General features: G+C 72.0%; 23 protein-coding genes. 8 read left to right on the plus strand and 15 right to left on the minus strand.

Annotated elements, in window-relative coordinates; translation table 11 throughout:
• Positions 1 to 24: 24 nt before the first annotated feature.
• The 4 genes from VHW64_RS09735 to rimP all read right to left on the minus strand — a co-directional run bounded on the left by VHW64_RS09735 (position 25) and on the right by rimP (position 2,720).
• Complete coding sequence (locus tag VHW64_RS09735) at positions 25 to 381, minus strand: YlxR family protein (RefSeq protein WP_329650343.1); 357 nt, start codon at positions 379 to 381, stop codon at positions 25 to 27.
• Positions 382 to 459: 78 nt separating this feature from the next.
• Positions 460 to 1,149 (minus strand): aspartate/glutamate racemase family protein, encoded by a 690-nt coding sequence (locus VHW64_RS09740; protein WP_329650344.1) that lies wholly within the window; start codon positions 1,147 to 1,149, stop codon positions 460 to 462.
• Positions 1,150 to 1,240: 91 nt separating this feature from the next.
• A complete protein-coding gene (gene nusA, locus VHW64_RS09745; protein WP_329650345.1) occupies positions 1,241 to 2,224 on the minus strand; it encodes a transcription termination factor NusA in 984 nt (327 codons plus the stop codon).
• 4 nt (positions 2,225 to 2,228) lie between these two features.
• Positions 2,229 to 2,720: a ribosome maturation factor RimP gene (gene rimP, locus VHW64_RS09750; RefSeq protein WP_329650346.1), complete on the minus strand. Its 492-nt coding sequence runs from the start codon at positions 2,718 to 2,720 to the stop codon at positions 2,229 to 2,231.
• Between the two features lie 115 nt (positions 2,721 to 2,835).
• On the opposite strand from rimP, the gene VHW64_RS09755 reads away from it, so the two are divergent.
• Both VHW64_RS09755 and VHW64_RS09760 read left to right on the plus strand, forming a co-directional pair.
• Positions 2,836 to 3,294: a hypothetical protein gene (locus VHW64_RS09755; protein WP_329650347.1), complete on the plus strand. Its 459-nt coding sequence runs from the start codon at positions 2,836 to 2,838 to the stop codon at positions 3,292 to 3,294.
• The gene (locus tag VHW64_RS09760) at positions 3,291 to 3,731 is read left to right on the plus strand and encodes a DUF4439 domain-containing protein (RefSeq protein ID WP_329650348.1); all 441 of its coding nucleotides are present in this window, start codon (positions 3,291 to 3,293) and stop codon (positions 3,729 to 3,731) included. Before VHW64_RS09755 ends, VHW64_RS09760 begins: the two co-directional genes overlap by 4 nt.
• A 195-nt stretch (positions 3,732 to 3,926) precedes the next feature.
• On the opposite strand, the gene VHW64_RS09765 is transcribed toward VHW64_RS09760, so the two are convergent.
• Complete coding sequence (locus VHW64_RS09765) at positions 3,927 to 4,655, minus strand: HAD family hydrolase (RefSeq protein ID WP_329650349.1); 729 nt, start codon at positions 4,653 to 4,655, stop codon at positions 3,927 to 3,929.
• 223 nt (positions 4,656 to 4,878) lie between these two features.
• Between VHW64_RS09765 and VHW64_RS09770 the strand changes: the two genes are divergently transcribed.
• Positions 4,879 to 5,241, plus strand: a complete 363-nt coding sequence (locus VHW64_RS09770; protein WP_329650350.1) for a hypothetical protein — start codon at positions 4,879 to 4,881, stop codon at positions 5,239 to 5,241.
• Between the two features lie 81 nt (positions 5,242 to 5,322).
• Here the strand turns inward: VHW64_RS09770 and VHW64_RS09775 are convergent, their stop codons facing one another.
• The 8 genes from VHW64_RS09775 to VHW64_RS09810 all read right to left on the minus strand — a co-directional run bounded on the left by VHW64_RS09775 (position 5,323) and on the right by VHW64_RS09810 (position 15,657).
• Positions 5,323 to 7,107 (minus strand): proline--tRNA ligase, encoded by a 1,785-nt coding sequence (locus VHW64_RS09775; protein ID WP_329650351.1) that lies wholly within the window; start codon positions 7,105 to 7,107, stop codon positions 5,323 to 5,325.
• An 85-nt stretch (positions 7,108 to 7,192) separates the two neighbouring features.
• Positions 7,193 to 8,050 carry a DUF4081 domain-containing protein gene (locus VHW64_RS09780; RefSeq protein WP_329650352.1) on the minus strand — a complete coding sequence of 286 codons (858 nt, stop codon included), beginning with the start codon at positions 8,048 to 8,050 and terminating at the stop codon, positions 7,193 to 7,195.
• A gap of 70 nt (positions 8,051 to 8,120) precedes the next feature.
• Entirely contained in the window at positions 8,121 to 9,272 is a 1,152-nt protein-coding gene (gene ispG / locus VHW64_RS09785; RefSeq protein ID WP_329650353.1) for a flavodoxin-dependent (E)-4-hydroxy-3-methylbut-2-enyl-diphosphate synthase, read from the minus strand.
• Between the two features lie 55 nt (positions 9,273 to 9,327).
• Positions 9,328 to 10,674, minus strand: coding sequence for a site-2 protease family protein (locus VHW64_RS09790; protein ID WP_329650354.1), 1,347 nt, complete (start codon positions 10,672 to 10,674; stop codon positions 9,328 to 9,330).
• A 13-nt stretch (positions 10,675 to 10,687) separates the two neighbouring features.
• Positions 10,688 to 11,794, minus strand: a complete 1,107-nt coding sequence (locus VHW64_RS09795) for a 1-deoxy-D-xylulose-5-phosphate reductoisomerase (protein ID WP_329650355.1) — start codon at positions 11,792 to 11,794, stop codon at positions 10,688 to 10,690.
• 35 nt (positions 11,795 to 11,829) lie between these two features.
• Positions 11,830 to 12,474 carry a hypothetical protein gene (locus VHW64_RS09800; protein WP_329650356.1) on the minus strand — a complete coding sequence of 215 codons (645 nt, stop codon included), beginning with the start codon at positions 12,472 to 12,474 and terminating at the stop codon, positions 11,830 to 11,832.
• Between the two features lie 13 nt (positions 12,475 to 12,487).
• Positions 12,488 to 12,802, minus strand: coding sequence for a hypothetical protein (locus tag VHW64_RS09805; protein ID WP_329650357.1), 315 nt, complete (start codon positions 12,800 to 12,802; stop codon positions 12,488 to 12,490).
• A 47-nt stretch (positions 12,803 to 12,849) separates the two neighbouring features.
• Complete coding sequence (locus VHW64_RS09810) at positions 12,850 to 15,657, minus strand: helix-turn-helix transcriptional regulator (RefSeq protein WP_329650358.1); 2,808 nt, start codon at positions 15,655 to 15,657, stop codon at positions 12,850 to 12,852.
• A gap of 101 nt (positions 15,658 to 15,758) precedes the next feature.
• Between VHW64_RS09810 and ddaH the strand changes: the two genes are divergently transcribed.
• Positions 15,759 to 16,532, plus strand: coding sequence for a dimethylargininase (ddaH, locus tag VHW64_RS09815; RefSeq protein ID WP_329650359.1), 774 nt, complete (start codon positions 15,759 to 15,761; stop codon positions 16,530 to 16,532).
• A 269-nt stretch (positions 16,533 to 16,801) separates the two neighbouring features.
• Here the strand turns inward: ddaH and VHW64_RS09820 are convergent, their stop codons facing one another.
• Entirely contained in the window at positions 16,802 to 17,482 is a 681-nt protein-coding gene (locus tag VHW64_RS09820) for a VOC family protein (RefSeq protein WP_329650360.1), read from the minus strand.
• Between the two features lie 211 nt (positions 17,483 to 17,693).
• Between VHW64_RS09820 and gabT the strand changes: the two genes are divergently transcribed.
• From gabT to VHW64_RS09840, 4 genes are all read left to right on the plus strand, one after another.
• On the plus strand, positions 17,694 to 19,043 hold the full coding sequence (gene gabT, locus VHW64_RS09825; RefSeq protein ID WP_329650361.1) for a 4-aminobutyrate--2-oxoglutarate transaminase: 1,350 nt from the start codon (positions 17,694 to 17,696) through the stop codon (positions 19,041 to 19,043).
• 151 nt (positions 19,044 to 19,194) lie between these two features.
• Positions 19,195 to 20,886: an arginine--tRNA ligase gene (gene argS / locus VHW64_RS09830; protein WP_329650397.1), complete on the plus strand. Its 1,692-nt coding sequence runs from the start codon at positions 19,195 to 19,197 to the stop codon at positions 20,884 to 20,886.
• 124 nt (positions 20,887 to 21,010) lie between these two features.
• Positions 21,011 to 21,532, plus strand: coding sequence for a hypothetical protein (locus VHW64_RS09835; protein WP_329650362.1), 522 nt, complete (start codon positions 21,011 to 21,013; stop codon positions 21,530 to 21,532).
• Positions 21,533 to 21,589: 57 nt separating this feature from the next.
• Positions 21,590 to 22,651 carry an LLM class flavin-dependent oxidoreductase gene (locus tag VHW64_RS09840; RefSeq protein ID WP_329650363.1) on the plus strand — a complete coding sequence of 354 codons (1,062 nt, stop codon included), beginning with the start codon at positions 21,590 to 21,592 and terminating at the stop codon, positions 22,649 to 22,651.
• A gap of 7 nt (positions 22,652 to 22,658) precedes the next feature.
• Here the strand turns inward: VHW64_RS09840 and VHW64_RS09845 are convergent, their stop codons facing one another.
• Complete coding sequence (locus tag VHW64_RS09845) at positions 22,659 to 23,888, minus strand: saccharopine dehydrogenase family protein (RefSeq protein ID WP_329650364.1); 1,230 nt, start codon at positions 23,886 to 23,888, stop codon at positions 22,659 to 22,661.
• Between the last annotated feature and the right edge of the window lie 68 nt (positions 23,889 to 23,956).

A 23,956-nucleotide genomic window follows, 5' to 3' on the forward strand; every position in this document is an offset into this window, starting at 1 on the left:
AGGTACTCATCGAGTGCTCATGAGCTACTGCTCCACTTCCTGGTCGGGTGTTCGGTCTGTCGTGCTGTCGGTGCTCTCGTCGAGCGAGGCGAGGTACGCCACCACCTGTGCGAGGTCCAGCGGCGCCCTGACCCGGAGGGCAGGTGCAAACGCTCGACGGCGCACGGCGAGGTCGTAGCACTCGGACTCGGGGTGCAGGTGCGCTCCTCGCCCGGGCCGGACGGCTGCCGGATCGGGCACCACGACCGGCTGGCCATCGATGTCCGAGCCGGCGGTCACCCGCAACAACTCGCTCTTCGCGGCCCGCACTCGGCATCCGATGCAGGTGCGGACCGGTCCGAGGACCGCCGTCGAGGCACGAGATACCGATGCACGAACCACTGGTGGAAACCCTACCGCGCCTGCCTCGTATTCCCCGAACCGCGCGGGACGCGCAGGCTCAGCCGGGGCCCGCCGCAGTCACCCGAGGATCCACTCAACCGCGGCGGCGACATGGATGACGGTGGAGTCGAAGACCTCCACGGTCGTGTCGCCCGAGCCGACGAGGAGGCCGATCTCGGTGCATCCCAAGATCAGCCCCTCGGACCCCGCGTCCACGAGGTCGGCCATCACCCGTCGGTAGACCGCGCGAGACTCGTCACGGACGACGTCGAGCACCAGCTCGTCGTAGATGATCCGATGCACCTCGGCGCGTTGGGCAGCGGGTGGGACGAGCGCCTCGACCCCGTGCGCAGCGAGCCGGCCGACGTAGAACGTGTCCTCCATGGTGAACGCCGTGGCGAGCAGGCCCACGCGGCCGAGACCCGCCGCGCGCACCGCGGCCGCCGTCGCGTCGGCGATGTGAAGCAGCTCCAGGCCCGACGCCGCCTCGATCTCGGGAGCGACCTTGTGCATGGTGTTGGTCGCCAGCAGGAGTCCCTCCGCGCCGCCGGCAGCCAGCCCCCGCGCCGCCTCGGCGAGGATCTCGGCGGTGCCCGGCCAGTCGCCGGAGTGCTGGCGCTCGGCGATGCCGTCGAAGTCGACGCTGTGCAGCAGCAGCCGCGCCGAGTGCAGTCCGCCAAGGCGCCCGGCGACCTGCGTGTTGAGCGCGCGGTAGTACGCCTCCGTGCTGGTCCAGCTCATGCCACCCAGGACGCCGAGCAGTCTCATCGCCGGGCAGCTCCGGCACGGCCCGAGAAACCGTCACCGGGCCTCGACCCGCATGCTCTACCTGGCCGGCTCCACCCGCCGAGCTCGCTCCTCACTCGGCGCTGCCCGTCTCGACCTCGTCGGACCGGATGTCGATGCGCCAGCCCGTGAGCCGGGCGGCCAGCCGCGCGTTCTGTCCCTCCTTGCCGATGGCCAGCGACAGCTGGAAGTCGGGGACCACGACCCGCGCCGACCGTGCCTCGGCATCGACGATCTCGACCGAGGTGACGCGAGCCGGCGAGAGAGCGCTGGCGACCATCTCGGCGGGATCCTCGGAGTGGTCGACGATGTCGATCTTCTCTCCGTGCAGCTCCGACATCACGTTGCGCACGCGCTGGCCCATCGGGCCGATGCACGAGCCCTTGGCGTTCACCCCGGGGGTGGTCGAGAAGACCGCGATCTTGGTGCGGTGGCCGGCCTCCCGGGCGATCGCGGCGATCTCGACCGTGCCGTCGGCGATCTCGGGGACCTCCAGCGCGAAGAGCTTGCGGACCAGGTTGGGGTGGGAGCGCGACAGCGTGATCTGGGGCCCGCGCATGCCCTTGCGCACCGAGATGACCAGGCACTTGATCCGCTCGCCGTGCTGGTAGCGCTCACCGGGGGCCCGCTCCCCCAGGGGCAGCAGCGCCTCGAGCTTGCCGAGGTCGACCATCACGTCGTCGGGGTTGCGACCCTGCTGGATCACCCCGGAGACGAGGTCGCCCTCCTTGCCGGAGAACTCGCCGTACCTCACGTCGTCCTCGGCGTCGCGAAGCCGCTGGAGCATGATCTGCTTCGCCGTCGTCGCCGCGATCCTGCCGAAGCCCTCGGGCGTGTCGTCGTACTCCCCGACCTTGCCGCCCTCGTCGTCGAGCTCTGCGGCATAGACCGTGACGTGCCCGGTCTTGCGGTCGAGCTCGACCCGAGCCTGCTCCACCGCCCCCGGTGTCTTGTGGTACGCCGTGAGCAGGGCCTGCTCGATCGCCTCCACGAGGACCTCGAACGAGATCTCCTTCTCGCGCTCGAGCGTGCGCAGGATCGCAAGATCGATGTCCATGTGGTCAGGCCTCCTTCGATGCGGGCGAGGACGCGGGCCGGTTGAACTCCACCTGGACCAGGGCCCTGGCGACCTCGGCGTAGGCCACCCGGCGGCCCGCGCCGGAGACGTCGAGCGTGACTCCGGCGTCGTCGCTGTCACCCACCCGCCCGGTCACCTCCGAGCCGTCCTGGAGCCGGGCCCGGACGAGCCGGTCGTGGTTGCGACGCCAGTGGCGTGGCTCGGTCAGGGGACGGTCGACCCCCCGCGAGGTGACCTCGAGGGTGTAAGCCTGCTCGCCCATCACGTCGCCCTCGTCGAGCTGGGCGGAGACCGCCCGCGTGGCCTCGGCGATGTCGTCCAGGGTGACGCCGCCGTCCTTGTCGACCGCCACTCTCAGCACGCGTCGCTTGCCGGCCGGGGTCAGCTCGACCGCCTCGAGGTCGAGGCCGAGGGCAGACAGCGGGTCGCGCAGCATCTCGGCGATGCGGGAGCTGTCCGGGCTGAACGGGCTCACGACGCTGACCTCCTGTGCTGTTGTCGGTCACTCACGATAGCGAACGCCGTCCGCGCACCGGCGGCATCGTCCGGCGCACGCGGCACCCGCCTCGGTCAGGGATAGGGTCGCCGTCGTGTCGGGCTCGCGTGGGTCGCGCTTCCTCTCGCGCAGGCGCGTGCTCTGGCTGGCCGGCGGAGCGGGCGTCGCGACCGCGGGCGCCCTCGGTGGCTGCGACCTCGACCCTCGGCCGACTCCGACACCTCCGCCACCGGCACCAGGTCCCGACGACCACATCGTGCAGGCCGCGCGGGCGGAGCTGCGGGAGCTGCTGGTACGTCTGCGGGCTACTCCCGGGACGGCCGACCTCGTGGCCTGCCATCGGTCTCAGCTGGCGGCGCTCGGTGGTCACCCGGCCACCGCGCGCCGACCCGGACCTGCCCTCACCCAGGCAGAGCTGGTCGACCGGGAGCGCCGGGCCGCAGAGCGCTTCCGCCGCTGGGCCCTGCGCAGCAGCGACGGCGACCTGGCACGCGTGCTGGCCTGCGTCGCAGCCGGAGTCTCGATGCAGCCCGAGCTACGAGGTCCGGCGTGAGAGGCCCGGTCGACGAGGTTGACGCGCTGCAACGGACCCTGGCCGGCGAGCATGCGGCGGTCTACGTGCTGTCCGCCCTGGGCGGCCGGGCCTCGACGCTGGCCGCGCCCGCGCTGCGTGCCGCACTCGACACCGCCTACGACGTTCACGTGCAGCGTCGTGACCAGCTGCGTGGCATGGTCGCCGCAGCGGGAGCGACTCCGGTGGCCGCCTCACCGGCGTACCGCCTGCCGGGCCCGCTGACCGGGGCCGGCCAGATCGAGGCTCGCGCCCTCGCCGTGCAGCGGGCGTGTGCGGCGACGTACGCCGCGCTGGTCGCGGCCACGAGCGGGGCCGACCGCCGCTGGGCGCTCGACGCCCTGGTGGCCACCGCGGTCGCGGAGACCGACGTCGGCGGGCGACCCCAGGCGCTACCCGGAATCGGGACCTCGACATGAAGAAGCCCCCGGCCCTGATGGGCCAGGGGCGGACGCCTGGTGCTTCGAGGAATTCCCGAGACATTCCCCGAAGCACCTGGCGCCGAGGCCGATCGGGGGGGAGTCGGCCGCGGTCTGGATCTCTGGGGGGTGGATCCAAGAACCTCGTGCACAATCATGCAACGCGCGTGCCGGACGCGGGTGATCGCCCGTGCCTCATGTTTGTGCAATGCCAAAACATGAAGTGCAAAGGTGAGCGAGCACCTCGGGCAGCTCGGCGAGGGCCCGGACCACGCCGTCGGGGGTTCCCTCGGTGTGGCCGAGCTGGTCGCCGGGGATGGCGCTGAACGGGACGTGTACGGCCCGCATGCCCGCCTGCTGGGCGCCCCACACGTCGTCGAAGAGCCGGTCTCCGACGTAGACGCAGCGCGCCGGATCGGCCACGCCGACGGCCGCCATGGCCGCTGCGAAGGCGTGCGGGGAGGGCTTGGTCCACGCGATCTCGCTGGTGTAGACGTCGCCGTCGATCAGGTCGTAGACGCCGTCGCGCTCGAAGAACCCGACGTGCCACTCCCGAGGCCAGATGGTGTTGGACAGGACACCCACGCGCAGGCCGTCGGCGCGGAGCCGCTCGAACAGCGGGCGGACCTCGGGATCGGTGTAGGTGTGCGGCTCCCAGAACTGCCGGTACGCCGTGAGCAGCGCGGGGTCGTGGTCGAGTCCCGCCACCTCGAACAGGTCGCCGACCGTGGCGCTCTGCTGGTGGTCTCGCGAGCGCCCCCAGACGACCTGGCCCGCCTCGTGGAGCGCGGCCCGTGACACCTCCGGGTCGTGCCCCGCGGTCGTCACCGCCGCCGTGAGCGCGAGCGACTCGGCGTGGAAGTCGACGTCGTGCCAGCGCGTCAGCGTGCCGCCCCAGTCGAAGATCACCGCGTCGAGGTCCACGCCGCACAACCTAGGACGAATCCCGCGTGCCGCCCACATCGAGAAGGTGGTGGAGTCGGTCTCGTGCGGCACGAGCCGACCGACGACTTCGAGGGCGGCCGGGACAACCGCGTCGGCTTGGCCGACCGACGGGGGCACAGGACGCCGCGGCTCCCCGACCGGGAGGCCCGGCTCAGACGCGAGGCCGAGCTGCTCCCTGGCTGGAGCCGCTACTCCCCTGCCCGTGCCGAGGCCCGAGGTCGTCACCGACGACCCGGTCACGGTGCGGCGCGCCTGTCTCCCCGGTGGCCCGTGCCCGGGAACGTCGGCGGCACAGGGCGAGACCGTCGGTGCGTTCCTGGGCACGCTGCACGACCCCGACCCGACAGATGCGGTGCGCCCCGGGGCGCTCGATGTCGAGGCTGCCCACGTCGACATCATGGACACGCTGGGACGGATGGAGCGCGCCCCGGTGATCGACCTCGCCTGGAGGGTGTTCGGCGCCGAGCGGCCTTCGCCGACGCCGTGGTGTCGGCGTACCGGCCCGACGACGAGCTCCTGGTCCACGGGCGCGATCGGCTCCCGCCTCACCGCCGAGTCGTCATAGGACGACTCGGCGCGATTTCGACGCTCCTTTGCGCCGACTCGACGAGTTGTCCACGTACTTCTGCGCCGAGTCGGTGGGCTGTCAGGCCTTGACCAGGTGGACGAGGTGGTTGACCACGTGGTCCACCGTGATGTCCTCGCGCGCGCCGCTGCGCCGGTCACGGACCTCGATGACGCCGTCCGCGAGGTTGCGTCCGACGACCACGATGGTCGGCACGCCGATCAGCTCGGCGTCCTTGAACTTCACCCCGGGGCTGACCTTGGGCCGATCGTCGTAGAGGACCGTCACGCCGTCGGCAGCCAGCTCGCGGGCGATCCGGTCGGCCGTGGCGAAGACGGCGTCGTCCTTGCCGGTGGCCACCAGGTGGACGTCGGCGGGGGCGACGTTGCGTGGCCAGCACAGGCCCAGCTCGTCGATCGTGCCCTCGGCGATCGCGGCCACCGCCCGGGACGGGCCGATGCCGTAGGAGCCCATGGTGACGGTGACCAGCTTGCCGTTCTCGTCGAGCACCCGGAGGCCGAGCGCGTCGGCGTACATGCGACCCAGCTGGAAGATGTGACCCATCTCGATGCCGCGTGCCGACCGGAGGATGCCTCCCTCCGTCGACCCGCAGACCGGGCACGGGTCGCCGTCGCGCACTTCGGCGACGTCGATCACACCGTCGCCGCTGAAGTCACGGCCGGCGACCAGGTCGAGGACGTGGCTGCCGGAGACGTCGGCGCCGGTGACCCAGCGCGTCCCCTCGACCACCCGGGGGTCGAGCAGGAACCGCACCCCGGCCGGCTTCTTCTCGCCCAGCGAGCCGGGGCCGATGTAGCCCTTGGCCAGGGTGGGGCGCGCCGCGAAGTCCGCCTCGCCGAAGGGCTCGAAGACGACACCCTCGCCGAGCTTGGACTCCAGCCGCTTGGTGTCGACCTCGCGGTCGCCGGGAAGCCCGATCGCGAGGGCCTCGACGGTGCCGTCGGGATGGCGGACCGAGAAGACGATGTTCTTCAGCGTGTCGGACGCGGCCCAGGCCCGGTCGGGCCTGGGGAACGCCTGGTCGAGGAAGGTGACCAGCGACTCGATGGTGGGTGTGTCGGGCGTCTGCTCGGCGTGGGCGGCCGGCTCTTCGTCGTACGACGTGGCCGCGGGCGCCGGCGTGTCGACGGCCTCGACGTTCGCGGCGTAGTCGCAGCGCGTGCAGCTGACGTAGGTGTCCTCGCCGACCGCCGCCTTGGCCAGGAACTCCTCGGACTTCGACCCTCCCATGGCGCCGGCCTCGGCCTTGACGATGACGTAGTCGAAGCCGAGCCGGTCGAAGACCCGCTGGTAGGCCTCGCGGAAGCGCTGGTAGGCGGCATCGAGGCCGGCGTCGTCGACGTCGAAGGAGTAGGCGTCCTTCATGACGAACTCCCGCCCGCGCAGGATCCCGGCACGGGGTCTGGCCTCGTCGCGGTACTTGGTCTGGATCTGGTAGATCGCCAGCGGCAGGTCCTTGTACGACGAGTACAGGTCCTTGACCACCAGGGTGAACATCTCCTCGTGGGTGGGCCCGAGGAGGTAGTCGGCGCCCTTGCGGTCCTGGAGCCGGAAGATGCCGTCGCCGTACTCGGTCCAGCGGTTGGTGGCCTCGTAGGGCTCGCGGGGCAGCAGCGCGGGGAAGAGCAGCTCCTGGGCGCCGATGCCGTCCATCTCGTCGCGGACGATGTTCTCGATCCGGCGCAGGACGCGCAGCCCCAGCGGGAGCCAGGTGTAGATGCCCGGGGCGTTGCGGCGGATGTAGCCGGCGCGGACGAGCAGCCGGTGCGAGGGCACCTCGGCGTCCGCCGGGTCGTCGCGCAAGGTGCGGACGAAGAGGCTCGACATGCGCAGGAGGGTGCTCATGCGCGCAAGCCTACGGTCGCGGTCGCGCGCCGGTCGACGCGGTTACCAGACGCGCGGGAGGCGGTCTGGCACCGGGTGCCCGGACTCAGAACATCACCGTGGCGAACGTCGCGGACTGGTGGAAGCCCGCCCGCTCGTAGGCACGTCGCGCCGGTTCGTTCCAGACGTTGGCGTACAGCGACACCACCGGAGCGATGTCGCGGCGCACCGCGTCCGCCACGGCTGCCACGCCCCCGGCGGCGAGGCCCTGGCCACGCCGGTCCGGCGCCACCCAGACCCCCTGGATCTGGGCGGCGAACGGCGTCGCGTGCGCCACCTCGGCCTTGAACACCACCCGGCCCTCCTCGAACCGGGCGAACGACCAGCCCAGCCCGATCAGCTGGCGGACCCGCGAGCGGTAGAGCGGCGCCCCGCCGTCGGACTCGGGGTCGACGCCGACCTCCTCGGTGTACATCGCGACGCACGCCGGATACAGCACCTCGAAGTCGTCGGGAGTCGTACGGCGCACCTCAGGGTCGGCCCCCACCCGTGCCGGTCCCGCCAGCTCGAGGTGCGGCTGGTCCCAGCGCGTCTCCCGCGCCGGCCCCCAGGCGTCGGAGAGGCGGTCCCACAGGGGCCAGACCTGGTCCTGCACCCCGACGATCGTGATCACGCTGCGCGGCCGGGTGAGCGCCCGCTCGGCGAACGCGTGCGCGTCGTCCGGAGCGCACTCGACCGGCACCAGGTTGGCGCCGACGTGACAGGCGGCGACGAGGCGGCCGCCGTCGTAGCGGCCCCACACCTCGCCGGCCAGCAGTCGTGGCTCGAGGTTGGTGGTGCGCCCGCGGTACTCGGCGAACGCGTTGACGACGGGGTTGCGGGCGGTGAGCTCCAAGAAGTCCGCCAGGTCGCCGGGACCCAGCACCGTCACTCCCTGACGGGCTCGGAACCGGGACAGGGTCACCCCCCGAGCCTACGCGGATCCGCGCTGCCGCGCCCCGGCGTTCCCCAGGGGTTGTGGACCGGCGGGGCGGTCAGCTGACGGTGACGCTCGCCTCGGCACCGTCGACCGGCTCCATGCCCTCGGCGAGCCGCATCGCCTCCTCGATCAGGGTCTCGACGATCTGTGACTCGGGCACGGTCTTGATGACCTCGCCCTTGACGAAGATCTGGCCCTTGCCGTTGCCGGAGGCGACTCCGAGATCGGCCTCACGGGCCTCACCGGGCCCGTTCACCACGCAGCCCATCACAGCCACCCGCAGCGGGACCTCGAGGCCGTCCAGGCCGGCGGTCACGGCGTCGGCGAGCTTGTAGACGTCGACCTGGGCCCGTCCGCAGGAGGGGCAGGAGACGATCTCGAGACGGCGCGGCCGGAGGTTGAGCGACTCCAGGATCTGGATCCCGACCTTGACCTCCTCGACCGGAGGCGCCGAGAGCGAGACCCGGATCGTGTCGCCGATGCCGCGGCTCAGCAGCGACCCGAAGGCCGTCGCCGACTTGATGGTCCCCTGGAACGCCGGACCGGCCTCGGTGACGCCCAGGTGCAGCGGCCAGTCGCCGTGCTCGGCCAGCAGCTCGTAGGCGCGCACCATGACGACCGGGTCGTGGTGCTTGACCGAGATCTTGAAGTCGTGGAAGTCGTGCTCCTCGAACAGCCCCGCCTCCCACACGGCGCTCTCGACGAGAGCCTCGGGCGTGGCCTTGCCGTACCTCTCCAGCAGCCTCTTGTCGAGGCTGCCGGCGTTCACCCCGATCCGGATCGAGGTGCCGTGGTCCTTGGCCGACTGCGCGATCTGCTTGACCTGGTCGTCGAACCTGCGGATGTTCCCCGGGTTGACGCGCACCGCGGCGCACCCCGCCTCGATCGCGGCGAAGACGTACTTGGGCTGGAAGTGGATGTCGGCGATCACCGGGATCTGGGAGTGCTCGGCGATCTCCGGCAGCGCGTCGGCGTCGTCCTGACTGGGACACGCCACGCGCACGATGTCGCACCCGGACGCCGTCAGCTCCGCGATCTGCTGGAGCGTTGCGTTGACGTCGGAGGTGAGGGTCGTGGTCATCGACTGGACCGAGACCGGGGAGTCGCTGCCGACTCCGACCTTGCCGACCTTGATCTGGCGGGTCCTGCGTCGCGGAGCGAGCACGGGCGGGGGCGCCTCGGGCATGCCGAGGCTGACGGCGGTCATGGTCCCAGGTTAGGCGGTCTCGGCCACGGATCCCGACTCGGCGGGCAGGGTGGGATCAGGACAGCGGGACGGGGACGACGAGGTCGCCCACGATCAGCACCACGCCCATCACCAGCAGGAAGCTGGCCACGACGTAGGCGACCGGCAGCAGCTTGGCGACGTCGACGTGTCCGGGGTCGGGGAGGCCCCGCAGCTTGGCCAGCCGGCGCCGCAGCGCCTCCCACAGGGCCCCGGCGATATGGCCGCCGTCCAGCGGCAGCAGGGGCACGAAGTTGAACAGGCCGATGAAGAAGTTGAAGCCCGCGACCAGCCCGAGCAGGCTGGCGACCTTGTCCTTGAGCGGGAAGTCGTGCGAGGACGCCGCCTCCCCGGCCAGCCGCCCGCCACCGACCACGCTCACCGGGCTGTTCTGCGACCTCGGCTTCACACCGGCGATCGCCTCGGCGACGCCCCAGACCTTGACCGGCAACGTGACCAGGGCCTGGCCGGACTCCTTGGCGAGCCCACCCATCTGCCCGAGGGTGTAGAGCGGTCCGCCCGTGGTGTAGCTGACCACCGGCGAGACGCCGAGGAACCCGACGGGGGTCAGCTTCTTCGGGTCGTTCACGTCGGTCGGGCGCGGTGTCACCATCGTGTTGGTGTGCAGCGTGACGTCGCGGCCGGCGCGCTCCACGACGATGGTGGCCGAGCCGTTGCGGTTGTCGCGGATGAGACGTTGCATGTCGGACCAGTCGTGCACCGGCGTGCCGTTGAACGACACGAACCGGTCTCCGTCCTGAAGGCCCGCCTGCTTGGCCGGACTGACCGGGTCGGTCCTCGTGCAGACCCGGCCGTCCTGCGCCGCCGGAACCACGCAGGCCTCGACGTGGCTGACGACGGGGTGCAGAACCTGCGCCGCCGGGTTGCCGTACGTCGCGAACAGGCCGGCGAAGATGAAGAAGGCGATCAGGAGGTTGACCGTCGGGCCACCCGCCATCACGATCACCTTCTTCCACCAGTCCATCCGGTAGAAGAGGCGTCCCTGGTCCGCCGCCGTGATCGTCTCCCACTCGGCCGCCCGGGCGTCGGAGACCAGCTGGGCGAACAGGCCGGTGTTGGACTTGCGGACCGTCACGACCGGGTTGCCCCCGGCGTCGTACTCGACCTTGCCGGCGTGCTCCTTGTCGGGCGGGAGCATCCCCACGATCTTCACGTAGCCGCCGAGCGGGATCGCCTTGACGCCGTACTCGGTCTCGCCCTTGGTCCGGCTCCACACCGTGGGGCCGAAGCCGATGAAGTACTGGGTGACCTTCCCACCGAACGCCTTGGCCGGGATCATGTGCCCGAGCTCGTGCAGCCCGATGGACGCCAGGATCGCGACCACGAAGGCCACGACTCCGAGCAGGTAGAACAGGGCGGTCATCGGTCTCTTTCGCTCAGGCGCCGATCAGGCGGGCGGCCTCGCCGCGGGCCCAGGCGTCGGCGGCCAGGACGTCGTCGAGAGTGAGTGCTTGCCTCGAGAGTACGTCGTGTGACCCGAGCACGTGGGCAACCGTGTCGATGATCTCCACGAAGCCCAGACGTCCCTTCCGGAACGCCTCGACCGCCACCTCGTTGGCGGCGTTGTAGACGGCGGGCGCGGTCGACCCGGCCTCGCCGGCCGCCCGCGCGAGCCGTACGGCGGGGAAGGCCTCGTCGTCGAGCGGGAGGAACTCCCAGGTGTTGACCTGCGACCAGTCCACCGGCGGCGCGGTGTCCGGCACTCGGTCGGGCCACGAGAGCCCGAGTGCGATCGGGATCAGCATCGTCGGCGGACTGGCCTGAGCCAGCGTCGACCCGTCCACGAACTCGACCAGGGAGTGCACGACGCTCGTGGGGTGGACGACGACGTCGATGCGGTCGAAGGGGATGCCGAAGAGCAGGTGTGCCTCGATGACCTCCAGGCCCTTGTTCAGCAGCGTCGCCGAGTTGATGGTGACGACGGGCCCCATGTCCCAGGTCGGGTGCGCGAGGGCCTGGTCGAGTGTGACGCCGAGCAGCTCGTCGCGCGAGCGCCCACGGAACGGTCCACCCGACGCGGTGAGCACGAGCCGGCGCACCTCCTCGGTGGCCCCGGCACGCAGGCACTGCGCGAGGGCGGAGTGCTCGGAGTCGACCGGGACGATCTGGCCGGGCTTGGCGCGCTCGAGCACGAGCGGGCCGCCCATGATCAGCGACTCCTTGTTGGCCAGGGCCAGGGTGTTGCCGGCGTCGAGCGCGGCCAGGGTCGCCCCTAGCCCCACGGCGCCGGTGATGCCGTTGAGCACGACGTCGCAGGCCTGGGCGGCGGCCTCGGCCGAGGCCTCGGCACCGAGACCGCTGAAGGCGGGCGCGAACTCCGCCACCTGGGCGTCGAACAGCTCGCGGTTGCCGCCCCCGGCGGTCAGCCCGACCACCCGGAACCGCTCCGGGCTGGCCCGCACGATGTCGAGCGCCTGGGTGCCGACCGAGCCGGTCGAGCCGAGCACGACGACGTCACGGCGCGAAGCCTCGGAGTCACTCACGCGCCCATTGTCCAACGCCGGCCCCGGCCCCGGCCCTATACGCGCCCGAGCACGGTCTGCGCCTGGTTGGACAGGTCGTCGCGACTCGGCGGCGTCCCGTCCTTGACCAGGTCGATGATGTAGACGCCGGTTGCCCCCTGCTGGAACGCCAGGCCGCGCGCCTGCACGTGCAGCGCCGCGAGGTCCAGCTCGGCCCACTCGGCGCGGTCCCCGATCCCGGACTGGGAGGTCAGCTGGATCTGCCCGGCGGCCTGACCGGCGGCTTGCTGGGCCTGGGCCAGCAGCTGGTTCCAGCCCGACTGGGCGTCCGCGGTGCTGGCCGCCTGCACGACGTAGACCGAGAGCACGTTGGCGGTCTGGGACCCGTAGATGCACTCCTTGCGCACGGCGTTGCCGCTCTCCTGGCCGGGCCCGAAGGACGCGTGGGTCAGCGACGAGGCCTCCTGCTGGGTGACCAGCTGGCAGGGATCGAGGGTCGTGGGCGCTCCGCTGGCCGTCACCACCGGGGTCCTCTTGACCTTCTTCGGCGGGCCCGACGGGTGCGAGGGCGACGGCGAGGCGGCCACCGACGGCGACAGGGATCCGGTCGGGCCGCCGGCGTGGGCCTTGCCGTGGCCGCCGCACGCCGCGAGGGTGGCCGCCGCGACAGCTGCGGCGGCGATGGTCGGGACGAGCTTCATGGGGTCGCTCCTTCTAGGTGATCGACGTGGAGGTGGGTCCGGCGGGCGCAGGAGGGTGCAGGTCAGGGAGGCAGTGCAGGATCCGCTCCGCACGGATCCCGGCCCGGTCGGTCACGCGGCGTACGACGCCGATCGGTCCGCAGAACAAGAACAGGACGACCTCGTCGTCGGTCACCCGCAGGCTCCCGAGATAGCTGGCGGGTCCCCCCGGCCCCGCCAGCTCCGAGGTGGCGCGCACGACCCTGTCCCCGAGCTCGCGCAGCTCGTGGTCCTGGACGCCGGGCCAGTAGCACTCGGCGATCCAGTGGGTCTTGCTCCTGCTGGTCACGCCGTCGACGCTAGGCACGCGACGGCCGCGAGGAATCAGGGTTTCCCCTACTGCTTCGCGCGGTTCCCCACCGATTGCTCGGCGAGCCGGGCCGCCAGTGCAGCGCGCCGTACGCCGAGCTTGCGGTAGACCCTGGTCAGGTTGACCTCGACGGTCTTCGGGCTGAGGAACGCCCGCTCGGCGATCTCCTGGTTGGTCAGGCCTTCCGCGGCGAGCCTGGCGACGCGCTCCTCGGTGACCGTGAGCTCGGCGTCCGAGCGGTGCTCAGGGACGCGATCGAGCTCGGCGCGGGCCCGAGCCGCCCAGTCCGGCGTCCGGACCGCCTCGAAGATCTCCAGCGCCTGGTGCAGCGACTCCCGGGCAGCCCGCTTCTCACGCCGTCGGCGGCGCACCTGGCCAAGGACGAGCAGCGTGCGTCCGCGCTCGAACGGCATCGGCAGCTCCCTGAGGAGCTCCAGCGAGCGCTCGGCTGCGGCCGTGGCGCCGGCCACGTCGCCCCGGGCCGCGAGCAGCATCGCGTGGCCCCGGGCGGCCACGGCGAGCGTGCTGCGCCCACCGGAGGTCGCGCCCTCGTCGTCCAGGCGACCCAGGACCTCGGCAGCTCCCACCAGGTCGCCCGCGGCCAGCAGCGACTCGACCAGGTCGCCGGCATGGGCACAGACCCGCGGCTCGCGGATGCCCGAGGACCGCTTCAGCTCGTCGAGGGCGCGCAGCTGCACGACCGCTTCGGCGGCGTCGCCGCGAGCCAGGGCGACGACGCCGAGGGCGAGCCGGGCGGGTGCGCCGTCGAGACCGACCGCACCACCCGGCGCGGCCGGGTCGTCCACGCGCCGGGCCGTCTCCTCTGCCTCGTCGAGCGCGCCGAGCCGGGCGAGCGCGAGCGCGTGCAGACCGACCTCCCAGGGAGGAGCGTCGTCCTTCCCGATCTCGACCGCGCGGTCGGCGGCCTCGCGAGTGAGGTCGCGAGCTGCCTCGAAGCGACCGGCAGACAGCTCGGCGTCCGCCATCCAGCCGAGCACCGCGGGCAGGACCGCGCGGTTCTGGACCGAGGCCCGCTCGTACATCCCCCGCAGCAGGGCGAGGCCCTCGTCGATGCGGCCCTCGTAGGCCAGGAGGCGGCCGACGAGGTCGTCCCCGCGGGCCGCGGTGCGCACGGGCGGGAACCGCGTGCGCGTACCGGGGTCGAGGCCGTCGAGCCGGTCGAGCCGGACACCCAGCCCGGCGTAGAACTCGGCCTCCACCAGGGCGGCCCGGACGTGGAAGACCACCTCGGGGTCGGGATGTCGCACCTCCTCGACCGCTGCGAGCGCTCGCTGGGCGGTGCCCAGCTTGCGGGCGATGTCGTTGTCGCTGATCCGGGAGAGGAGCTCGAGCACCTCGGCCCGGAAGAGCCCGTCGCCGCCCGCCTCGTCGACCGCTTGCACGCCGTACCCGACGGCACGCTCCAAGGACCCCGCGAGCCGTGCGACATACATCAGGTGGAAGAGCGCGACGGCCCGGACCGGCCCCGCCGGGAGATCCGCGACCACGGCCTCGAGGACCGCCGACGCCGCGGGGACGTCTCCGGCGCTGTGCAGGAGCCGGCCGAACGCGATCCGTCTCAACGCCAGGGCCTCGCCGTCGCCGGCTGGGGTGAGTCGGCACGCCTCGCGCAGCAGGTCGGCTGCGGCATCGGGCGCGCCTCGTCGCCACGCCTGCTCCGCGGCTCCCTCCAGCGCGACCGCGACCTGGGCGTCCGGGCCGACCGACGCCGTGGCGAGGTGCCTGGCCCGCTCCTCCAGGTCGTCGGAGAGCAGGGCCATGGTGCGGTGCAGGGCGCGGCGCCGCTCCGGGGCGATCGACGCGTACGCCGCGGCCACGAGCGTCGGGTGGGTGAAGCGCACCCGCCCGCGGCCGTCCAACGTCACGATGTCCTGGCCGACGGCCACCTCGAGCGACTCCCGGAGGTCGAGTGCCGCGGGGTCGAGATGGGCGAGCAGGCCCACCGAGGGCAGGCGGGGCACCGACGCGAGCTCGAGGACCCCTCTGACATCGGCCGGCAGGCCGGCGATCCTCGACCGGGCGAGCTCCAGGACGCCGTCCGGGACGGGACCGTCCAGCCCCTCCGCGGAGCGCACGGCACCGAAGGCCCGGGTGAGCTCGACGGCGTGCAGCGGGTTCCCTTGCGAGAGCTCGGCGATCCGCATGACCCGAGGCCACGACGGAGACCACCCGAGCGCGCGGCGCAGGATCCTTGACAGGTCGCCGGGGTCGACCGGGCCCAGGTCGATCCCGTCGTGCCGACCCTCGGGCATCGACCTGGCGAGCTCGACGGACCAGTCGAGATCCTCGGCGGCCCCCGCCGTTGCGCCTCGCACGAGCAGGAGCCGCACCCTGCTCCCGGTGAGACGCCGCACGAGGAAGGCCAGGCTCCGACCCGACGGCTGGTCGAGCCACTGCACGTCGTCCACCGCCAGGAGCAGCGGGGCCCGGAGAGCCACCGTCCGGACGAGTGCCACGGTAGCCAGATACAGCGACAGCCGGTCGACAGGCTCCGGGCTCTCCTCCAGCCGCGCGACCGTCCGCAGGACCCGCGCCTGCGGCGGGGGCAGCGAGCCGAGGGACTGCGATCCGAGCTCACCGATCAGGGTGACCAGCCCGGCGTACGACAGCTCGGACTCGGCCCGGCTCGGCTGGCAGTGGGCGACGGTGTAGCCACGGTCGCGCGCCGACTGGGTGGCGGACCGGAGGAGGGTGGTCTTCCCGATCCCGGGTGCGCCGGAGATGAGCACCGACCGCGGCTCGTCCAGGCCGTCGTCGAGCAGGTCGTCGAGCCGGGCGAGCTCGGCGATCCTCCCCGCGACCGTCAGCGCCATCCACCGCCTCCTCCCAGGGTCTGCGGAGAACGGTCCTCCGGCCGACCCCGAGCTGCAAGCGCGCGGGTCCCGCTGACGTCCGCTGGCCCTACACTCCGCTCATGGAAGCCCGACGTGCCCTGGTCCGGCGTCCCTCGCGGCGGCTCGCCGAGGGACTGGTCACCCACGTGGAGCGACAGCCGGTCGACGTCGACCTGGCCCTGCGTCAGTGGCAGGGCTACGTCGAGGCGCTGCACGAGGCCGGCTGGGAGACGATCGAGGTGCCGCCGGTCGAGGACTGCCCCGACGGGGTCTTCGTCGAGGACACCGTGGTGATGTACGGCGACCGAGCCGTGGTGACCCGCCCGGGCGCCGACGAGCGCAAGCCGGAGACGCCGGCCGTCGCCGGTCTCCTCTCCGCGCTGGGCTACGACGTGGTCTCGATCGAGGCGCCCGGCACCCTCGACGGCGGCGACGTGCTCAAGCACGACGGCACGGTCTGGGTCGGGCTCGGTGGCCGGACCAACCAGGCCGGCATCGACCAGCTTGCGTCGTACCTCGAGCCCGCCGGCGCCCGCGTGGTCGCGGTGCCGCTGGAGAAGGTGCTGCACCTGAAGTCGGCGGTCACCGCGCTGCCCGACGGCAGCGTGATCGGCTACGAGCCGCTGGTCGACGATCCCGGCGTGTGGCCGACGTTCCTCGCGGTGCCGGAGGAGTCGGGCTCGCACGTCGTCCTGCTCGGCGGCAACCGGGTGCTGATGAGCGACGACGCTCCGCGGACCGCGGAGCTCCTCGCCGCGCGCGGGCTGGACGTCGTCACCGTCGACATCACCGAGTTCATCAAGCTCGAGGGCTGCGTGACCTGCCTGTCGGTGCGGCTGCGCCACACCCCCTGAGCCACACACCGGCCCGCTCGACCGGTCGGTCGGTCGCAAGGCGTGCGGCGGTCTTCAGCTCCTGGCCGCCTCGCAGGTGGTGCCCCGGCTCAGGGGAGATCGTGCTTCTTGCGGTCCTCGTAGAGCCGCCAGAAGCAGCGACCTGGTTCGGCGACTCGCCGCCGCAGTGACGAGCCAGCGCCCGAACCCCAGCCCGCCACCCTCAGCTCCCACTTGTCGGACGCGGACGGCCTGCGAGCGCATCTCCGCTCACGTGGCGGGTCGGGCGGTCAGTCGTCGGTGAAGGCGCAGAGCTCGTTGCCGTCGGGGTCGGCCAGGACCGTCCAGCCGAGCCCACCGTCGCCCTTCGCGCGCAGGACCGTCGCGCCATGCGCGACGAGGGCGTCGAGGTCGTCGGTCGTGACGTCGATGTGGACGCGGTTCTTCGCCGTCTTGGCCTCGGGGACTCCGGCGAAGTCGAAGAACTCCCACGGGCAGTGCGCGATCTCCTCCACGGAGGAGAAGCCGTCGCTGTCGGTGACCGAACCGCCGACCACCTCGGCCCACCACGCGGCGATGCGGTGGCAGCTCTCCTGGCCCTCGGCGGTGTCCCAGCCCAGCTCGTAGGCACGGCGGGCGATCGGCTCCGCGCGCACGAACACGCAGTGCTCCTGGCCGTCGGGGTCGAGCAGCGTGGTCCACCCCGGCAGCTCGCTCTCCACCCGGGCGCCGGCGTCGACGGCACGCTGCACGGACTCGGCGTTCACGTCGAGGTGGATGCGGTTCTTCACCGACTTCGGCTCCGGGACGACGTTGAGCCAGACCTGGATGCGGCCCTCGTCGTCGCGGAGGTGGGCGTCTGCGTCGTCGTGCATCTCCAGCCGCCAGCCCAACATCGTCGACCAGTAGGTGCCCGACACCCGGGCGTCGGCGACGTCGATGCAGAGATCCTTGAACGTCGCCAGGGCCATGCCGGGAGTCTCGCAGGTGGCACCGTGCGCCGGCGTGACGTCGTACGGTGCGAGCCATAGCGCACGCTTCGCATGACGTCGGGGTCGGGCGCCGCGCAAACATCTGCTACGGCGAGAGCTCCCAGGCGATCGAGTCCGACGACGGATTCCGTAGCAGAACGCTGCCTGGACCGGTGGAATCCGCAGTCGCGTGGGCCGTAGGCTGAGCGCCATGAGCACGACGACCGCCGGCGGCACCTCCCTGGCCCAGCAACGCAACCTGGTCACCGACATCCCTGGACCACGGTCCCAGGAGAAGCTGGCCCGCAAGAGGAAGTACGTCGCCGACGGGGTGGGCACCACGCTGCCCGTCTTCATCGAGGCCGCCGGCGGGGGCGTGCTGCTCGATGCCGACGGCAACACCCTGATCGACCTGGGGTCCGGCATCGCCGTCACGACCGTCGGCAACGCTGCGGCCGAGGTGGTGGCGCGGGTGCAGGCCCAGGTGGCGGCGTTCACCCATACCTGCTTCATGATCACGCCGTACGACGGCTACGTCGACGTCGCCGAGGCCCTGGCCGAGCTGACGCCCGGCGACCACGCGAAGAAGTCCGCGCTGTTCAACTCCGGCGCCGAGGCCGTCGAGAACGCCGTGAAGATCGCGCGCGTCGCGACCGGCAAGGACGCCGTGGGCGTCTTCGACCACGCCTACCACGGGCGCACCAACCTGACGATGGCGATGACGGCCAAGAACATGCCCTACAAGAACGGCTTCGGCCCGTTCGCGGGCGAGGTCTACCGGGTCCCGATGTCCTATCCCTTCCGCGAGACCGCGGGCATCAAGGGCGAGGATGCCGCCCGCCGGGCGATCGACCAGCTCGACAAGCAGGTCGGCGCCCAGAACCTCGCCTGCGTCGTGATCGAGCCGATCCTGGGCGAGGGCGGGTTCGTCGTCCCCGCCGACGGCTTCCTGCCGGCACTGGCCGCGTGGTGCCGCGAGAACGACGTGCTGTTCGTCGCCGACGAGATCCAGTCCGGCTTCTGCCGCACCGGTGACTGGTTCGCCTGTGACCACGAGGGCGTCGTCCCCGACCTGATCACCACGGCCAAGGGCATCGCGGGCGGCCTGCCGCTGGCCGCCGTCACGGGGCGCGCCGAGCTCATGGACGCCGTGCACGGGGGCGGCCTCGGCGGCACCTACGGCGGCAACCCCGTCGCGTGCGCGGCCGCGCTCGGCGCGATCGAGGAGATGCGCACCCACGACCTGGCTGCTCGGGCGCGCTCGGTCGAGGCCCTGATCCGCCGGCGCCTCGAGGCCATCGCCGCCGACCACGCGGTCATCGGCGACATTCGCGGCCGGGGCGCGATGATGGCCATCGAGCTGGTCAAGCCCGGGACCCTCGACCCCGACGCCGCCCGTGCGGCCGCGGTCGCGGCGTACTGCCACGGGCAGGGCGTCGTCGTCCTGACCTGCGGCACCTGGGGCAACGTCTTCCGCTTCCTGCCCCCGCTCTCGATCGGCGACGAGCTGCTCGAGGAGGCCTTCGACGTCGTCGCCCAGGCCTTCGCCGCCACCGCCTGACCCCTCGTTGAGTTGGCCCTGCGGGCTCGTTGAGTTGGCCCTGCGGGCTCGTTGGGCCAACTCGACAGAGCAGCCCTGCTCCGACCCGGGTCGGCGAGGGAGTGGGTAGCGTCGCGGTGTGACGAGTGCGGTCGAGGTGCTCACCCAGCGGGTGGGAGACGCGATCGGGCGAGCGTTCGGTGACGAGTACGCCGACGCCGACCCGCTGATCCGACCAAGCCAGTTCGCCGACTACCAAGCCAACGTCGCGATGTCGTTGGCCAAGCGGCTCGGCCGCCCGCCGCGCGATGTCGCGGCCACCCTGGTCGAGCACCTCGAGCTGGACGACGTCTGCGAGCCGGTGGCGGTGAGCGGACCCGGGTTCCTCAACCTGCGGCTGCGCGACGCGTGGCTGGCGGGCGCGGTCGGCGAGCTCCGGGCGGACCCCCGGCTCGGCGTCCCCCGGCAGAGGCCGCAGATCGTCCCGGTCGACTACTCCGCACCCAACGTCGCCAAGGAGATGCACGTCGCCCACCTGCGCACGACGGTGGTCGGCGACGCGCTCGTGCGGACCCTGGAGCACCTCGGACACGACGTCATCCGGCAGAACCACGTAGGCGACTGGGGGACGCCGTTCGGCATGCTGATCGAGCATCTGCTCGACGTCGGGGAGGACTCCCCCGAGGCCCAGTTGCTGGTCACCGACCCCAACGCCTTCTACGCCGCGGCGCGAGCCGCGTTCGACCGCGACCCGGCGTTCGCGGACCGGTCGCGGGCGCGCGTGGTGAGGCTTCAGGCGGGCGACGCCGAGACGCTGCGGCACTGGAACGAGCTCGTCGACCTCTCCAAGCAGTACTTCAACCGGATCTACTCGCTGCTCGGCGTCACCCTCGGCGACGACGACCTGGCCGGGGAGTCGTCGTACAACGAGGAGCTGGCGGGCATCTGCGACGAGCTCGAGGCGAGCGGGATCGCGACCGTCAGCGACGGGGCTCTGTGCGTCTTCCTCGACGGCTACACCGGGCGCGAGGGCAGGCCCGTCCCGCTGATCATCCGCAAGTCCGACGGCGGGTACGGCTACGGCACGACCGACCTCGCGACGATCCGGCACCGGGTGCGCGACCTGCACGCCGACCGCATCCTCTACGTCATCGGCGTGACCCAGTCGCTGCACCTCACCATGGTCTGGGACACCGCGCGCAAGGCCGGCTGGCTACCCGACGACGTCGAGGTCGTGCACGTCCAGATCGGCAACGTGCTCGGCGACGACCGCAAGCTCCTGCGCACCCGCTCCGGCGCCCCCCTGAAGCTGATGGCACTGCTCGACGACGCCGTGACGAGGGCACGCGCCGTCGTCGACGAGGCCAGACCCGACCTCCCCGAGGAGCTGCGTGCCGAGATCGCTCCGCAGGTGGGCATCGGCGCGGTGAAGTACGCCGACCTCGCGGTGGCCCACGACTCGGAGTACGTCTTCGACCTGGACCGGATGGTGATGCTCACCGGCAACACCGGGCCCTACCTCCAGTACGCCGCCGCACGGGTTCGATCGATCCTGCGCCAGGCCGAGGGCGCCGAGCCGGGTCCGGTCGAGGTGACCGAGCCGGCCGAGCACCACCTGGCGCTGAGGCTGCTGGGCTTCGGCGACCTCGTGGTCTCCGTGGGCGAGACGCTCGAGCCGCACCGGCTGTGCGGATACCTCTTCGACCTGGCCCAGGCCTTCTCGGCGTTCTACGAGACGTGCAGCGTCCTCGGCGCCGCCACCGAGGCCTCGCGCGCGTCCCGGCTCGCGCTGTGCGAGACCACTCTCGACGTACTCGTCGAGGGGCTCGGCCTGCTCGGCATCTCCTCACCCGCCCGGATGTGAGGCCGTCAGCGCGGTAGCCCCTGACAGACGGGGTAGTCCCTGACAGAACGGTCGTCGATCGCTGGTCTCATTGACAGTTCTGTCAGGGACTACCGGATTTGGAGACTCGTGTAATGATGTAATCATGATTACGAACGAAGCAGTGGAGCGGGTGCGCGGTTGGTTCTCGGGCCGCCTCCCGGAGGACTGGCAGGCCTCTCCCGCCGACATCAGCGTCGACCGCGACGAGATCGTGGTGACCCTCAACCTGCCGGACACCGCCGCCTCCGAGGGTGCCGGTGAGGCCGAGACCGCGGAGGCCCGCGCCGGACGCGCCAGCGCCTTTCGTGAGGACACCCGCGAGCAGCGGATGGCCATCGCCAGAGAGGCTCAGCACCGCTACGAGCGCGCGGTGAGCTGGGGCGTGCGCGTCGGCGAGCACGAGCAGCTCTTCACCCACCTGGCCACCCCGACGATGACCCGCCTGCGCCAGCCCCAGCGGCAGGTCCTCGACACCCTCGTGGACGCCGGGGTCGCCCGGTCGCGCTCCGAGGCCCTGGCCTGGTGCGTCCGGCTGGTCGCGCAGCACGAGGACGACTGGCTGGCCGAGCTCCGTGCGGCGATGAGCCAGGTGGCCGACGTACGCACGAGGGGCCCGGCTGCCTGAGCCGGGCCCACCGCGGCTCCCCCGGAATGGGTGCGCCCGGCCACGCGTTCGCCCCAGGTGACCTCTCCTGCGCTCTCTGTCCTCGACCTCGTGCCCGTCCGACGGGGACAGACGACGGGAGAGGCCCTGGCGGCGACGCGGTCGCTGGCCCGTGAGGCCGACCGGCTGGGTTACCGCCGCTACTGGCTGGCCGAGCACCACAACATGCCGGCCGTGGCCGCGACCAACCCTCCCGTGCTCGTCGCGATGGTCGCGGCGGCGACCGAGCGGATCCGGGTCGGCTCGGGCGGGGTGATGCTGCCCAACCACGCGCCGCTGGTGGTGGCCGAGCAGTTCGCCCTGCTGGAGGCGGCGCATCCGGGTCGGATCGACCTCGGCATCGGCCGCGCGCCGGGCACCGACCCGCTGACCAGCGTCGCGCTGCGGCACGGCGCGGGTGGCGTGAGCGACGACGCCGTGAACCGCTTCCCGCAGTACGTCGACGACGTCGCGGCGATGATGTCGCCCAACGGCGTCTCGATGCAGGTGGCCGGCCGGCTCCAGGCGCTCCGCGCCACTCCCAACGCCCAGTCCGCGCCCGACCTCTGGCTTCTGGGCTCCTCCGACTTCTCCGCCCAGCTGGCGGCGGCCCGCGGCCTGCCCTACGTCTTCGCCCACCACTTCGCCGGGCGTGGCACCGCGGAGGCGCTCGCGCTCTACCGTGACGGCTACCAGCCCTCGGAGCGGTGGCCGGAGCCCCGGACGTTCCTGACGGTGAACGCGGTCGTCGCCGAGACCCCGGAGGAGGCCGACCGCCGCGCGCTGCCCAACCTGCTCACGATGGTCGCCCTGCGCACGGGTGCGCCGCTGGGCCCGCAGCCGACCATCGAGGACGCCGTCGCCCAAGGCCTGCCCGACGAGCATCGCGTCCTGGCCGACCAGATGTCGGCGCGCTGGGTGGTGGGTACCGCGCAGGCCGCCGCCGAGCAGCTGACCGAGCTGGCCACGACGTTCGCCGTCGACGAGGTGATGATCCACCCCGTCGCCGGCGCATACGCTGACGCCCCCGCCGACCGTTCACCCCATCGCGAGGAGACCTTGCGGCTGCTGGCCGACGCCCTGTCCGTCCGGCCGGTCTGAGGACGGGTCAGGCGCTGAGCTCCTTGCGGCCCCACGGTGCGCCGTACTCGGTGAGCAGGTCCAGGAAGGGCACGCTGTCGAAGGCCTCCGGGCCGAGCACGCCGGCGCCCGACCAGGTGCCCCGGGCCAGGAGCTCGAGCGCGACGACGGGGTTGACGGCGGTCTGCCAGACGACGCACTGGTGGCCGTACTCGCGCATCGACCACTCGTTGTCGATCACGTGGTAGTAGTACGTCGAGCGGGGCCGACCGTCCTTGCCGGTCCCGGTGACCCAGAGCCCGGCGCAGGTCTTGCCGCGCATCCGGGGCCCGACGGTCGCCGGGTCGGGGAGGACGGCGGCGACCACGTCGCGTGGGCTGACCTCGACCCCCTTGACCTTGATCTTCTCGGTGCGGTCCAGCCCGAGCGTGTGCAGCACCTTCAAGATGGTGATGAACTCGTCGCCGAGACCGTACTTGAAGGTCGCCCGCTTGCAGTCGACCCAGCGCGGCATGAGGAGCACCTCCTCGTGCTCGACGTTCACGCACTCGACGGGGCCGATCCCCTCGGGGAAGTCGAAGACCTCGGGCTCGCTGAACGGCGCCGTGGTGTGCCAGTCGCCGTTGCCCGACTCGTCGACCGCCCAGATCACGGGCGGGTTCAGGCACTCCTCGATCGTGGTCCACATCGAGAACGACGGCGCGAAGGTCTCGTTGCCGTCATCGTCGGTGACCACGAGGTTGGCACCGTCGCGGGTGCCGAGCTCGTCGATGTCGGAGAAGTCGTGGTCGGCGGCGTAGCGGGCGAAGACGTCGGAGAGTCCCGGCTCCACCCCGATCCCCACCAGCGCCAGACGGCCGGCGCCCTCCCACTCACCGGCCACCGCGAACTGCTCGTCGCCCAGCTTGACGCCGGTCCTCTCGTACGGCGCGTCGGGGTGCGGCTTCGACAGTGACATCGCCATGTCGAGGTAGTCGGCGCCCGCCGCGAACGCACCGTCGAAGACCCCCATGTTGAAGACCGGGTCGACGGCGTTCATGACGTGGGTGATCGCGTGCTCGCGACACAGCGCCGCCACGGACCCGGGGTCCGACGCGTCGACCTGGCCGGCGACGAAGCGGGCGTCGGTCGCAGCCGCCTTCTCGGCACGGGCCACGTCGTAGTCGGCGACCACGATGGTCTCGAAGAAGTCGCGGCGGGCCGCGATCGCGGTGAATGCTCCGCCGACGCCTCCGGCTCCGACCAGCAGGATCCTCATCAGGAAAGCCTCTCTGTGGCTTGGTGGTGGGTGGGGGTGGGTGTCGCTTCGAGGGGGGGTGGTGCCGA

The sequence above is a fragment of the Nocardioides sp. genome, assembly GCF_036267815.1.
GTDB lineage: Bacteria > Actinomycetota > Actinomycetes > Propionibacteriales > Nocardioidaceae > Nocardioides.